This is a genomic window from Spirosoma jeollabukense, from assembly GCF_054777855.1.
This window is the reverse complement of record NZ_BAAHAD010000001.1, coordinates 1,430,160-1,443,813: the sequence shown is the minus strand read 5'-3', so window position 1 is coordinate 1,443,813 and position 13,654 is coordinate 1,430,160. Positions and strand designations below refer to the sequence as shown.

Below are 13,654 nucleotides of genomic sequence, written 5' to 3'. Positions count from 1 at the left end.
AGAAGAAGGTATTTTATGATTTACCCCCAACCCCCTAAAGAGGGCTTACGTCGAGTATAGTCCAGCAAAGCCCCCTTCAGGGGGTTGGGGGTAAATACGGTTTACTTCATAGACACTCACACCGCGTCTGAAAGCGAGGTGAACGTGAACTCCCGGATTTTCATCGCTGGAATGAGGTAGTTCGTGAAGGAGCCTTCGCTACTGACGACACGCTCTACTTTCCCCAGTGTTTCGAGATTGTTGAGCATGATAACCGGGCTTTCGTTGAAACGAAAGTTCTTAACCGGATGCTTGATTTTCCCGTTTTCGATGTAGAACGTACCATCACGAGTCAGACCGGTAACCAGCAGTGATTGCGGGTCAACGGAGCGGATATACCAGAATTTAGTGACCAGAACCCCGCGCTGTGTGCTTTTAATCAGCTCGTCTAACGTAGCACTCCCGCCCACCATCATGAAATTGGTGGGGGCAGATACGGCCTTTACGCCCTTTTTCTGCGCCCAGAACCGCGAATACGACAGGTTTTTGATAACGCCCTTTTCAATCCAGTTGATTTTCTCCTGCGCCCGGCCGTCCGATCCCCAGGGCGATGCGGGTAGCTCTGTGTTTGTTGGGTCGGAGTAAATCGTAACCCGCTCGTCGACAATACGTTCGCCGAGTTTTGTTTTGCCGCCGGATTTGCTCAGGAACGAACGACCTTCGTCGGCGCTACGGGCATCCAGACTTCGAAACAAGTGTTCCAGCATGACCGCAGCGGCCAGCGGTTCCAGAATAACGGTGTATTTGCCCGGCTCAATCGCTTTGGCACCCACCGAGCCGAGTGCTTTCTGAAGCGCTGTCTGCGTAGCTGATGCCGTATTCAACTTCGAGAAATCGCTGACGCCCTGGGCGGCAAAACCCGAACCGGTTCCATTGTCGGTACGTATCGTGGCGCTGAAATTGATTTTCGTACTCGGATAATAAGCAAATAACCCTTTGCTATTCATCATCGCCGAAAAACCAACGCGGTCTTCCAGATAACCGGCCACGGTTTGCTTTTGCGACCGGGCGATCTGGATACTCTGGGCAATGGCTTTAGCACGATCAACGGCCTGCATATTCGCGGTCGAGTCGAAAAAACCGGTGGCAGGTAGGTAGTTTTGGGGGCCGACGAGACCCACGTATTCGGGATTCTCAGGAGCCAGTTGAGCCAGTTCTTCCGACCGACGTACCACTTTTTCCAGCGATGCATCGTCGAATTCGTCGATGGTGGCCACACCGACTTTTGTGCCAAATGCCGATTGAACTGAGAGGGTTTTATAGACTTTCGAACCGCAGGTCGAGACTTTGTTGAGCGCATACCGGATGTTGCTCCACTCTTCGCCCTGCAAATTGACTTCACACTCGTTGGCTCTGGAATACGTCAACGCCTTCTGTAATAGCGTTTTTGCCTCTGCTTCAGTTAGGATGATTGCCATTTTAGTCTTGTGATTTACGGTTTATGGTATTCGGTTTACGGTGGGCTGACGCCTAAATACTGATGCGTCAGCCCACCGTAAACTGAATACCATAAACCGTAAACTTTTTTAAATTTTCCTTCCCGTATTTATCACATTGACGCCATTGAAACGAGCCGTTGCGCTGCCGTGCGAGACCGCATTGCTCTGGATGGGTTGCCCTTTCCCATCGAAAAATGAGCCGCCTAGCCGGAAATCACGCTCGTCGCACACCTTCACACAAGAGTTCCAGAATTCCTGCGTATTGGACTGATACGCTACGTCCTTGAGCATGCCTGCGATCTGTCCATCCTTGATTTCGTAGGCGAGTTGACCGCTGAATTGAAAGTTATAGCGTTGTTGATCAATCGAATAAGAACTATCGCCGATGATATAAATGCCTTTTTTGACGTCTTTGATCAGCTCATCAACCGACAGTGGTTCTTTGCCAGCCGCCAGCGATACGTTGGCCATGCGTTGAAATTGAACCGTTCCCCAGCTATCAGCGTAGGAGCAGCCCTGCGATTCATTCTCGCCCACAATGTGCACCTGATCGCGGGTGGCCATGTAATTGACCAGAACGCCCTCTTTTACCAAATCCCAGCGCTTGGTCTGAACGCCTTCGTCGTCGTAGCCAACGGCGCCCAGCGAACCAACCTGCGTTTTGTCGGCGAAGAGATCGACTTGTTTGCTGCCGTAATTAAAGTTTTTGCTTTTCCACTTGTCCAACGTAGCAAAGGAGGTTCCGGCGAAATTAGCTTCATAGCCCAGCACACGGTCCAGTTCCAGCGGGTGCCCCACCGATTCGTGAATGGTGAGCCAGGTGTGCGACGGGTCGAGAACCAGATCGTATTTACCGGCTTCGACAGATTTTGCCGAGAGCTTTTGCTTGGCCTGTTTAGCAGCCGCTACGACGTCTTCCAGCATGTCGTACCCTTTGTTGTAGCGGGTCGTGATGCCCGTTACTTTGTCGGATGGATTGACCTGCAAATATTCGTAACCCATTCCCACCGGGGCACTTAACGCATCGCGCGTTTCAAATTTGCCCGTTTTAGGGTCGACAGCGGTTACCGTAAAACCCGGCCATTGCCGATGAACGTCCTGATCGATGTACGAGCCATCCGTAGACGCGAAATACTTCTGCTCATTCACGAAAAAGAACTGCGAGTTCACAAAATTGGCCCCGTTGGTCATGGCGGCCCCGTTGACGGTCATCAGCAGATCCACCTTTTCCTTGATCGGTATTTCAAATGCGTTTTTCTGCATCGGCGTTTTCCAGCTTATTTCCCCGAAACCTTTCTGCGGAGCCAGCCTAACGGGTTCGTCGGACAGCAACACGTTTGCTTTGGCCATGGCCACCGCTTTTTCAGCCGCTTTGGCTAACTCGGTTTCCGTTTTGGCATCGCTAACAGCCGCAAATCCCCAGCAGCCATCCACGATAACGCGGACGCCCACCCCATAGGATTCCGTATTGATGATGCTCTGAACTTTGTTTTCACGGGTGATGATGAACTGATTCAGGTAGCGGCCAATACGTACGTCGGCATAAGACGCGCCTTTCGATTTGGCGGCATTGAGGGCGGCATCAGCCAGGCGTTTTTTTACCGATACATCCAGACCCGGAGCGAGTAGGGCTTCTGCCGAAACCAGGCGGCCGAACGTGGGAAGCTGGGCCAGCATGAGCGCACTGGCACCCTTACCCGCCACCTGCATAAAATCTCGTCGATTCAAGGACATTTCCTGCGTATAGATTTATAACGTATTGATTTGTCGGGCTTCAATTTTAAAGAAGAAAAGGATTTGCCGAACAGGAAAAATTATAATTACGAAGAAAAGTATGTATTTATTTACTTATTCGAAATAAAATTTTAATAAACTACGGTAAATTGTAATCATAATTCTAGTATTTCTTTGAACAATAAAATAATAGTTTGTTTATAGGGTGGACACACTTTCTATCTAACCAAAGATTTTGCCGGGATATGGCCACAGAAAGCCTAGGTAGGGCTATAGTTACTAAGCTGAAAAGCGAGGCAAACGGCTACGTTGTATCATTATCCGATTAAAAAGGAAGATTCATAACAAGAACCAAAAACGAGTGGTTACAACACTAATGCTCAATAGACAGCTTTAGCTACAAGTATAAATCCGTCTATTTTTTTACACTCAACTTATGAAAGGTCAATACATTTTCTCTTCTATTACCCTCGCACTTTTGCTGGGTACGTTGCCGTCTATGGCACAGAATGATTACCAAAATACCGTTAAAGATGGCTTTCCGGTTAATGTTTTCAAGCCGCAGCAAGTTGAAGCTACGGACGCCCGAATAGCGCAACTGAAAGCACCGACTGGTTTTACGGTTACAAAATTTGCCGAAAAAACTGGGAATCCACGTATGCTGGCCGTAGCACCCAACGGTGACGTTTACGTCTCTGATCGGACAAAAGGTACGGTTATGCTGGTACGCGATGCCAACAAAGACGGGAAAGCTGAACTCATTAAGGACGTCGCTCAAAAACCCGATCTGCATGGATTAGCCATACGCGACGGAAAACTGTACATAGCGGCCATTCGTGATCTGTATGTGGCTGATATTAAGGGGGACGGTACGTTGGGTGACCTGAAAACGCTGTATAGCGACCTACCCGACGCTGGACAGCATCCTAACCGAACCATCCATTTTAGTCCCGACGGAAAGCTTTATTTATCGGCCGGAAGCTCGTGCAATGCCTGCGATGAGCGTAATAAAGAGTCTGCTACGTTATTGCAGGTCAATACAGATGGGTCGGGGCGGAAGGTTTTTGCCAAAGGACTCCGCAACACGATCGGATTCGGCTGGCACCCACGTACCAGGGCCTTGTGGGGATTTGATCATGGCATCGACTGGCTTGGCGATGAAGACCAGCGCGAAGAACTGAATGAAATCAAAGAAGGGTCAGATTATGGCTGGCCGTACGTCTATGCGAACGGTAAACTTCCTCCCCATCCACAACCTGCCGGTGAAACGCCTGAACAGTATGCAGCTAAAACCACCAAGCCCGTTCAATTATACGATGCTCATGCGGCACCCTTGGGACTGGTTTTCAATGCCAGTACGACAAACAATTTTCCGAAAGAATACCAGAATGATGCGTTCGTAACCATGCATGGTTCCTGGAATCGCGCCAAACCATCGGGATACAAAATTGTACGGGTACATTTTGATGAGCAGGGGCGGGCAACGAGTATCGAGGATTTTGTTTCGGGCTGGCTGGTCAGTAATAATAAGGAGCAATTTGGTCGGGTTTGTGGTATTGCGCAGCATACCGACGGCTCGTTGCTGGTTACTGATGATGCAAATGGTGTGATTTATCGCGTGGCTTATACAGGACGTGCAAAGGCTCAGTAAGCGCTTGCCTTTGAGGATTTTTAGGGTGGGTTTTAGTGCCTGATACTACGTACGTCTGTCTTCTTTTCGCTGTATGTATATTGGAAAAACCCAATCCGGCGTTTGATAGATAATTTGTCAACGCAAACTATCGACTAAACGAAAACATGGCTAAATCATACACCGTCCGATCATTCCGCCAGCTGCTTCTTGTTATGCTGGTGATAGGTGGTCTAACGACGGCCTGCAAGAAATCGGGCGGCTCCGATCCCGATATTGACCTCCGCGATCAGTACGTTGGTACGTATACCGGTACGTATCGAAATTCAATTTATAACGTCGAAGATTTGTATGACGAGCCGAAAGCCGGAACGGCCACCGCTACGATTACCAAAGGATCGAATCCGAAGGAAATTTATATTCAGCTTGTAACAACAGGTGATCGTACCGGCGACCGTACGCTGAACGTTACGGCCGACTTAGACGGCGTAAATTTTGCCGTTATTGATAAAAATACGGATACAATTCCATTACCCAGGCCCGTAGATTCTGACTATAGCGCCACTGGCGTGTTTGATCCCAATACTAAACTGTTTTCGTACTCTTCGGTAGCACGGGCCACACGCAATGGTGCGCAATACAAGCAGACGTATGAAATTGTAGCAACGAAGAAATAAGTATCTTCGCCTATAATCCTTCAGGTTACTTTTCTCATGAAACGATTTATTCTAACCGGTCTGTTGGCCGGTTTTTTTCTGACTGGCTACGCCCAGTCGCGGGTCACGCAAAGCCCCGTTCTCAAGGAAGCGTCGGCCGAAACCGTTGGTATGAGTACGGCTCGACTTCAACGGATGGATGCTGTTATCAATGAGTACATCGCCAAAGGTCGGCAGGCAGGAGTAAGTGTTTTAATTGCCCGTAATGGTCGAATCGTCTATCACAAAGCCTACGGACAGGACGATATGGCGGCAAAAACACCCCTAAAGCGTGATGCCATTGTGCGAATTGCTTCGCAAACCAAAGCTATCACGAGTATTGGGGCCATGCTGCTGTTTGAGGAAGGAAAATTCCTGCTCGATGATCCCGTTTCGAAATACATACCATCTTTCAGGAACCCGAAGGTGCTGGACAAGTTCAACGAAAAAGACAGCACGTTCACGACCGTTCCGGCCAGGCGCGAGATCACAATCCGGCAATTGATGACTCACACGTCGGGCGTTGGCTATCCGGTTATCGGTAGCAAAGAAATGAATGCGATCTACGCGAAACATAACATCCCAAGCGGTATTGGTACGCCCAATCGCAAGCTCGCTGAGGTAATGAACACCCTCGGTACGTTGCCGTTGGCGCATCAGCCCGGCGAGCGATGGACCTACAGTCTTGGCGACGATGTGCTGGGATATCTTATCGAAATCTGGTCTGGCCAGCCGCTCGACCAGTTTCTGAAAACCCGGTTGTTTGATCCTTTGGGCATGAATGATACGTATTTCTATCTGCCTGCAGCTAAGCAAAACCGGTTGGCCGTCCTCTATACCGAAGATTCGACCAGGATGGTTCGGCGTCAGGCTATGCAATTCGGTATGTCGCCCGATTACCCGAAGGTCAACGGTACGTATTTTTCGGGCGGGGCGGGTCTGTCATCGACGCTGTATGACTACGCTATTTTTCTGCAGATGCTGCTCAATGGGGGCGAATACAACGGTCAGCGATTGCTCAGTCCAACGACAGTTCGGCTGATTACGACCAACCAGATTGGCGAGCTGAATCATGGGCTCGACAAGTTCGGTTTGGGGTTTGGCATTGCCACTGAACGAAGTGCTGCCCGTATGCCCATTTCTACCGGGAGTTTCGATTGGGGCGGCATCTTCGGAACGACCTACTGGGTTGATCCGAAAGAAGGGATTGTAGCGCTGATCTACACCCAAAAATACCCAAATAGCTATGGTGATTTGACCGATAAATTTAAAGTGCTGGTCTATCAGGCCATTACGCAGATGCAGGAACAAAAATGAACCGTAGGGACGGCCCCGCGGGATTTAGCTGATTTAGGGATTAATCTGATTTTTCTTCCAACGAAATCCTGTAAATCCCTAAATCAGCTAAATCCTGGTTCAGACTTTAAGGTACGCCCGCAACTCGGTTGCTTCTTCGGGATTCATGCGGCCAGCCAGGACCAGACGTAGCTGGCGCCGACGTAATGCGCTGACGTAGCGGTCTTTCTCTTCGTCAGTTTCGGGTATAACGGCTGGTACCTCAATAGGTCGGCCGCTCTGGTCAACGGCCACAAAGGTGTAGAATGCACTATTGGTACTGACCCGAATACCCGCCGGAATATCCTCCGCCCACACTTCAATAAATACTTCCATGGAGGAACTGAACGCCCGCGTCACCTGAGCTTTCATGGTAACGATATTGCCCAGCTTGATCGGTTCGGCGAAGGAAACATTGTCGACGGAGGCCGTTACGACAATCCGGTTGGAGTGTTTTTGGGCAGCAATAGCGGCCGCAATATCCATGAAGTGAAGGAGTCGACCACCCATCAAATTATGAAGTGTATTGGTATCGTTGGGTAGCACCATTTCGGTCATAACCGTTATGGACTCGCTGGCACGTTTGGGTTGAGGCATGATTTTTTAGGTATCAGTACCAGTTATCAGTCATCAATACTTTATCGGTTTCTGGTTATTGCTAACTGGTTACTGATAACGGCTAACTGTTCACTTTTCTGCAAACCAACCATTGAAAACCGACATGGGCAAGTGAACCATGAACTTTGCTGAATTTAGGCTGAAAAACCCGTTTGTGCTACGTATTATCTTCACTGTTTCCTTGTAAATTTGTATAATACCTGTAAAAAACAAGACAACGTTTATGGAGAAGTTGGTGAACTATTTCGAGCATATTCCGTCGTTGCACCGAAGTTTGATTCTGGTAGGTGGCATTACTATTTTCTGGCTCATTGAGAGTGCAGTGCCTCTATTTCAGTTCAACTACAAAAAGCTCCATCACGCAGGTATCAATATATTCTTTACGCTGACCACCATTGTCGTCAACTTCCTGCTGGCCTTTATGCTGCTTCAAACCAGTGATTGGGCCGTTCGCCACCAGGTTGGACTGTTGCAGATGATGGCTCTGCCGCTTTGGGCCCAGACTCTTGTCGGATTGCTTGGGCTAGATCTCATTGGCGCCTGGCTGGCTCACTGGACCCAGCATAAGACTAAATTTTTGTGGCGTTTTCACCTGATTCATCATAGTGATACCTACGTCGATACGACAACGGCGAATCGTCACCATCCCGGCGAAAGTGTGGTCCGGTTCGCGTTCACTACGTTGGCCGTGCTTATTGTGGGCGCTCCCATGTGGCTTGTGTTTCTGTACCAGGCGCTTTCGGTTTTGCTCTCGCAGTTTAACCACGCCAATATCGAACTGCCTCGCTGGGCTGACCGATTGCTGGGTCTGGTAATCGTAACGCCCAACATGCACCACGTGCATCATCACTACATACTGCCTGTTACGAATACCAACTACGGCAATATATTTCCATACTGGGACCGGCTATTTGGTACGTATCACGAAATGGCCGGTAACGAGTTGCACTACGGCATCGATACGCATCCTGATGCCCATGAACATTCCCGTCTTGGCAGTCTGCTGAAAATGCCCTTTCAAACGTATCGTCCGCCCGTAGGGAAGAAGGTGCCCGACGAAACGCTATCTTGATAAATTGGGTAGACAGTCGGTCTTTGTCAATACGTATTGATAGCCAGTATTGGGTTGTTTGAGTACCCATTTGCCTTCTTTTTCAATACGTTCGCCCTCATACCACGTAATGGCATCGCCCTTAAGGGTCAGGTCGAGCGCGTAGGGTTGCGTAACGCCTTCCCCCGCCCGCTGCCAGTCTGCCTGAATGTGTTCGCCCTCGACGGTTCCGGCGAATGGCCCCCGCGCCCGATCTTTCTCAAAAGGCTTGATATCAACGTAGCCAGTGGCCTGCTTTCCATTGACTACCAGTTGAAGGATCGTTGTGTCGCGGTTCATCACTTGATGAAAACATAACGTATCGGTGGCCGGTAACGTAGTGGTTTCAGTTGACTGGGCGGTAGCTGACTTGCTGTCGGTTTGGTCTGATGACGTGTTTCGACAGCCAGCCGTTAGTAGTAGGATGAGTCCGATGAGAGTAAGGCGCATCGCTTTTTAACCAATTTTCAATACAATAGTTTTATCAGGATGATCCGTTATTAAACCAGCTAGTGAGCCCCTATGAAGGTTCAGGTTCAACCGCTGGGTAAATTGCTGTACATTTGGCCGGGATTCGTAAACCAAATAGTCTTAGGCCGGTTCTTCTACCAAAGGGTGTAGTAGCACATACCTTTCTGTCTCTTATTAACCAAATTCTATGCAACTCAACTCAATTCTGCCCGCCGGGCGAAAAGCAGGCTTTTTACTAGCCACACTCACTGCACTGACACTGTCGTTTTCGTCCTGCAAAAAAGACGATACCACTACGCCTGTAGTCCCGACAATTACGGAAACGATTAATTCCGGTACTAATTTTACCTTACTCAGAGCCGCTCTTAAAAAAGCAGGTCTGGATGTGACGCTCGGTGCTTCTGGGACCTACACCTTACTAGCCCCAACAGATGATGCATTTAAGGCCTTTGGACTTACCAGTGAAGCTGTCATTGGTCTGGCTCCTGCTGATTTGGTGAAGTCAGTTATGCAGTACCATGTGCTGGGTAGTACGTTAACCGCACCAGCGATCCCGTCCGCAATGAATACCGCTCAGCAAACGCTGTTTCCTACGGGCTCGGTGTATTTCACAAAGCCTGTAGCGCTAACAACCGCTACTTCATCTGGTACAGCTGTATCAGTTAATGGGGCACATATTTTGCTTGCCGATCAACAAGCTAGCAACGGTGTGATTCATGTGATAGATCGTATCCTGTTGCCACCCATTTATGGCACGATTCCGAACACAATAGCGCAGATTCCGACAGTTTATGCCCTACTTGCCCCAACGGCAGGTATTTCGTTCAAGCTGCTTCAACAGGCTGTAACAAGAGCCGGTGCGACAACCGCCAGCTCGCTGAGTGCAACAGGGCCTTTAACCGTATTTGCGCCAACAGATAATGCGTTTAAAGCATCAGGGTTTGATTCAACAACGATTGCGAATACACCCGTCACTGCTTTACAAGCGGTTTTAGCGTATCATGTCGTACCCGCTCGCGTCTATACACCCATGGTAACGAGCGGCTCCAGCTTGACAACATCTACGGGTGGTACGATCACAATTGGATCTAGTGCAACCGCTATTACTGTTATGGGTAAAAGCAATGGCGGCACAGCTTCGAACATTGTAGGACCCGATGTTACGGCGACTAACGGGGTAATTCATATCATTGACCGGCTTCTACTGCCTTAAGCAGGAAGTTACTTCGATGCCAACACGAGACGCCTTATGTAAGGCGTCTCGTGTTGTTTTTAATGGCTGCAAACCAGTCTGGCAGGAATCAAAAAGCGCCTATGGCTGTTCTATTCGTACGGGATTCCGCCCGTGCTACGTAGTAATTTGTCGGCCCGAAAGCGCGTGATTGTCCGCAAGACTTTCGACCTTTGGCGCATTGACACGTGACCTATATCCAATGGCCAAACCACAGAAAAAACTCTTTTTGTTAGACGCGCTGGCTCTTATCTACCGCGCTCATTTCGCCTTCAGTAAAGCGCCCCGCATTTCGTCGCGCGGCATCAATACCTCCGCCGTTTTTGGCTTCATGAACGCCATGATTGAGGTGCTGACCAAAGAAAAACCTACGCACATTGGCGTTGCGTTCGACTCGGCGAAGAAGACATTCCGGCACGAGCAGTTTCCGATGTATAAAGCTACCCGACAGTCGCAGCCAGAAGATATTAGTGTAGCGATGCCTTATATCAAACAGATCGTGGAGGCTATGCATATTCCAATTCTGATTCTGGATGGCTACGAAGCTGATGACATCATCGGTACCATTGCCAAAAAAGCGTCGCTGGCTGATTTTGAGGTCTATATGATGACGCCAGATAAGGATTATGGCCAACTGGTGGAAGAGCATATTCACATCTACAAGCCTGCCTTCATGGGGAAGCCCGCCGAAAAGCTGGGCGTGAACGAAGTGTTAGACCGCTGGCAAATCGAACGTATTGATCAGGTGACGGATATGCTCGGGTTGATGGGCGATTCAGTCGATAATATTCCGGGAATTCCGGGCATTGGTGAAAAAACAGCGCAGAAACTCATTGCTGACTTTGGGTCGGTTGAAAACCTGATTGCGCGTGCTGATGAATTGAAGGGAAAACTCAAAGAAAACGTTGTCAACTTTGCCCAGCAGGGATTGCTTTCAAAACAACTGGCTACCATTCATCTGGACGTACCGGTACCGTTTGATGAGGAGCATTTGCGTCACACGGAATACGACAAACCCCGGCTGGCTGCCCTATTGGATGAACTGGAATTTCGTCAAATGAAAACCCGATTGCTGGGTGGCGATTACGATGAAAAACCATTACCTGCTGCGTTTCAAAATTCAGGTTCGTCGCAAATGAACCTGTTCGATTCGCCGGGCGGTGATAGTCCCGCGTTTCTGCCTTTTTCGAACATGGGTTCCTCCAACCCATCGGGCGCGGACGATTTGCCCTTTGATTTTGGGTCCGGTACTACGTCGACGGCCGCACCAGCGGAGAAACCTAAAGGCAAACGAACACCCGTTAAAGCCCCCGTTGCATCGGCCTCAGAAGCTACGCCTAACGTAGTAAGCGAGACCGTCACGACCGACGATGCGGTTGGCGCAGAGGTGACCGAAACTGATCAACCGGCTTATCTGGATGTTTATCCGGACTACGAACTAGATGAGAATCAGCCGGAACGGCGCAAGACTATTCTCTCGGTCAAGCACGATTACCGACTGGTTGATACGGTCGAGTTGCGGGCCAGTCTGGTGCATTACCTGAGTCTTCAGGAAAGCATTTGCTTTGATTCGGAAACCACGGCCCTTGATCCTGTTGAGGCCGATCTGGTGGGCCTTTCATTTGCTTACCGTACTGGCGAAGCGTTCTATGTGCCCGTACCCGGTGACCGGGACGAAGCCCAGGCCATTGTGGATCAGTTTAAACCCGTATTTGAAAATCCGTCGATTGGCAAAATTGGTCAGAATCTGAAGTACGACCTGCTGATGCTGAAAAAGTATGGCGTGGAAGTGCAGGGGAAACTATTCGACACGATGATTGCCCACTACCTGATTGAGCCCGAAATGCGTCATAACATGGACATGATGGCCATGACGTATTTGAATTATAGCCCGGTCGAAATTGAATCGCTGATTGGCAAAAAAGGCAAAGGGCAACTGACGATGCGTGATGTGGACATCCAGAAAGTAGTCGATTATGCCGCCGAGGATGCTGATATTACGCTCCAGCTCAAAGAGACTTTCGCGCCACGGCTCGAAAAAGATAACCTCCATAAACTGTTCGATCAGGTCGAGATGCCGCTCGTTCAGGTGCTGACCGACCTTGAACTGGAAGGTGTTACGCTGGATACCAATGCATTGGCCGATCTTTCAGCTACGTTGGAAATCGATATGCGGCAGGTGCAGCAGGAGATTTTTGCCATAGCGGGTGAGCCGTTCAATATTGGTTCGCCGAAGCAACTGGGCGAAGTGTTGTTCGATAAACTCAAGCTCGATAAGAACGCTAAAAAGACCAAAACCGGGCAATATGCAACCGGCGAGGAGATTCTCTCTAAAATGGAGGCCGAGCACGAAATTGCCCGGAAGATTCTGGATTATCGGGAGTTGATTAAACTCAAAAATACCTACGTCGATGTGTTGCCGTTGCTCATCAGTAAACGTACCGGGCGTATTCATACGTCGTTCAATCAGGCCGTTGCAGCAACCGGGCGACTATCGTCGGTAAATCCAAATTTACAAAACATCCCAATTCGGACCCCACGCGGTCAGGAAATTCGCAAGGCGTTTGTGCCACGCGGACCGGAGTTTCTGATCATGTCGGCGGATTATTCGCAAATAGAGCTACGTATCATGGCGGCTTTCAGTGGCGACCAAACGATGCTCGAAGCCTTCAATAATGGGGTAGACATTCACACGCAAACGGCTAGCAAAGTCTTCCACGTGCCGATCAGTGAGGTAACGGGTGACATGCGTCGGAAAGCCAAAACCATCAACTTCGGTATCATTTACGGCATTTCTTCGTTTGGGTTGGCGCAGCGGTTAAAGATCCCGCGTAAAGAAGCGTCTCAGATTATTGAGGAGTATTTCGCGGGTTTTCCGGCGGTGAAAGACTACATCGATCAGTGTATCGAGAAAGCGCGGGGATTTGGCTATGCCGAAACGATTCTGGGTCGACGCCGGTATCTGCGCGACATCAACTCGCGTAACCAGACCGACCGGATGTTTGCGGAACGTAACGCCGTCAATGCGCCCATTCAGGGCAGTGCGGCCGATATGCTCAAAATTGCCATGATTCGAATTCACGAATTCATGCAGCGGGAGCGACTGAAATCAAAAATGATCCTGACCGTCCATGATGAATTGGTGTTCGACGCGCACCGCGACGAGATTGAACTGCTACGCGTGCATATTGACGACATCATGAAAAATGCCATTCCAATGGCCGTGAAAATGGAAACCGGCATTGGTGTCGGCGAAAACTGGTTGCTGGCGCACTAATTCTTCGCTTTCATGCGTTCGGCGTAGTCTCTGACTACGCCATCGTGTTATCCGGTCTCCGACCGGCAATTACAATGAACCAAGTTCCGGTCAGA

10 protein-coding genes are annotated in these 13,654 nt (G+C 49.5%); 6 read left to right on the top strand and 4 right to left on the bottom strand.

The window, feature by feature from the left end:
• Window positions 1-116: 116 nt before the first annotated feature.
• Complete coding sequence (locus tag ACYVEA_RS05905; RefSeq protein WP_461112418.1) at window positions 117-1,457, bottom strand: TldD/PmbA family protein; 1,341 nt, start codon at window positions 1,455-1,457, stop codon at window positions 117-119.
• A 108-nt stretch (window positions 1,458-1,565) separates the two neighbouring features.
• The gene (locus ACYVEA_RS05900; protein ID WP_461112958.1) at window positions 1,566-3,206 is read right to left on the bottom strand and encodes a TldD/PmbA family protein; all 1,641 of its coding nucleotides are present in this window, start codon (window positions 3,204-3,206) and stop codon (window positions 1,566-1,568) included.
• A gap of 442 nt (window positions 3,207-3,648) precedes the next feature.
• On the opposite strand from ACYVEA_RS05900, the gene ACYVEA_RS05895 reads away from it, so the two are divergent.
• The 3 genes from ACYVEA_RS05895 (at window position 3,649) to ACYVEA_RS05885 (ending at window position 6,854) form a co-directional block, all read left to right on the top strand.
• On the top strand, window positions 3,649-4,863 hold the full coding sequence (locus ACYVEA_RS05895) for a PQQ-dependent sugar dehydrogenase (RefSeq protein WP_461112417.1): 1,215 nt from the start codon (window positions 3,649-3,651) through the stop codon (window positions 4,861-4,863).
• Between the two features lie 146 nt (window positions 4,864-5,009).
• Window positions 5,010-5,519, top strand: a complete 510-nt coding sequence (locus ACYVEA_RS05890; protein ID WP_461112415.1) for a hypothetical protein — start codon at window positions 5,010-5,012, stop codon at window positions 5,517-5,519.
• A 36-nt stretch (window positions 5,520-5,555) separates the two neighbouring features.
• Window positions 5,556-6,854 (top strand): serine hydrolase domain-containing protein, encoded by a 1,299-nt coding sequence (locus ACYVEA_RS05885; protein WP_461112414.1) that lies wholly within the window; start codon window positions 5,556-5,558, stop codon window positions 6,852-6,854.
• 99 nt (window positions 6,855-6,953) lie between these two features.
• Here the strand turns inward: ACYVEA_RS05885 and ACYVEA_RS05880 are convergent, their stop codons facing one another.
• Window positions 6,954-7,469 (bottom strand): acyl-CoA thioesterase, encoded by a 516-nt coding sequence (locus ACYVEA_RS05880; protein WP_093830503.1) that lies wholly within the window; start codon window positions 7,467-7,469, stop codon window positions 6,954-6,956.
• 244 nt (window positions 7,470-7,713) lie between these two features.
• On the opposite strand from ACYVEA_RS05880, the gene ACYVEA_RS05875 reads away from it, so the two are divergent.
• Complete coding sequence (locus ACYVEA_RS05875; protein WP_461112413.1) at window positions 7,714-8,562, top strand: sterol desaturase family protein; 849 nt, start codon at window positions 7,714-7,716, stop codon at window positions 8,560-8,562.
• Here the strand turns inward: ACYVEA_RS05875 and ACYVEA_RS05870 are convergent.
• The gene (locus ACYVEA_RS05870) at window positions 8,554-9,030 is read right to left on the bottom strand and encodes a hypothetical protein (RefSeq protein ID WP_461112412.1); all 477 of its coding nucleotides are present in this window, start codon (window positions 9,028-9,030) and stop codon (window positions 8,554-8,556) included. The two genes, ACYVEA_RS05875 and ACYVEA_RS05870, sit on opposite strands and share 9 nt — an antisense overlap.
• Before the next feature lie 208 nt (window positions 9,031-9,238).
• On the opposite strand from ACYVEA_RS05870, the gene ACYVEA_RS05865 reads away from it, so the two are divergent.
• Window positions 9,239-10,264, top strand: coding sequence for a fasciclin domain-containing protein (locus ACYVEA_RS05865; protein ID WP_461112411.1), 1,026 nt, complete (start codon window positions 9,239-9,241; stop codon window positions 10,262-10,264).
• A gap of 220 nt (window positions 10,265-10,484) precedes the next feature.
• Complete coding sequence (gene polA / locus ACYVEA_RS05860; protein ID WP_461112410.1) at window positions 10,485-13,559, top strand: DNA polymerase I; 3,075 nt, start codon at window positions 10,485-10,487, stop codon at window positions 13,557-13,559.
• Window positions 13,560-13,654: the final 95 nt, after the last annotated feature.

What these genes read in the sequence shown, in the direction of transcription:
- ACYVEA_RS05905 (WP_461112418.1), bottom strand. Translation starts at nt 1,457, where the DNA reads ATGGCAATCATCCTAACTGAAGCAGAGGCAAAAACGCTATTACAGAAG.
- ACYVEA_RS05895 (WP_461112417.1), top strand. Translation starts at nt 3,649, where the DNA reads ATGAAAGGTCAATACATTTTCTCTTCTATTACCCTCGCACTTTTGCTG.
- ACYVEA_RS05890 (WP_461112415.1), top strand. Translation starts at nt 5,010, where the DNA reads ATGGCTAAATCATACACCGTCCGATCATTCCGCCAGCTGCTTCTTGTT.
- ACYVEA_RS05885 (WP_461112414.1), top strand. Translation starts at nt 5,556, where the DNA reads ATGAAACGATTTATTCTAACCGGTCTGTTGGCCGGTTTTTTTCTGACT.
- ACYVEA_RS05880 (WP_093830503.1), bottom strand. Translation starts at nt 7,469, where the DNA reads ATGCCTCAACCCAAACGTGCCAGCGAGTCCATAACGGTTATGACCGAA.
- ACYVEA_RS05875 (WP_461112413.1), top strand. Translation starts at nt 7,714, where the DNA reads ATGGAGAAGTTGGTGAACTATTTCGAGCATATTCCGTCGTTGCACCGA.
- ACYVEA_RS05870 (WP_461112412.1), bottom strand. Translation starts at nt 9,030, where the DNA reads ATGCGCCTTACTCTCATCGGACTCATCCTACTACTAACGGCTGGCTGT.
- ACYVEA_RS05865 (WP_461112411.1), top strand. Translation starts at nt 9,239, where the DNA reads ATGCAACTCAACTCAATTCTGCCCGCCGGGCGAAAAGCAGGCTTTTTA.
- polA (WP_461112410.1), top strand. Translation starts at nt 10,485, where the DNA reads ATGGCCAAACCACAGAAAAAACTCTTTTTGTTAGACGCGCTGGCTCTT.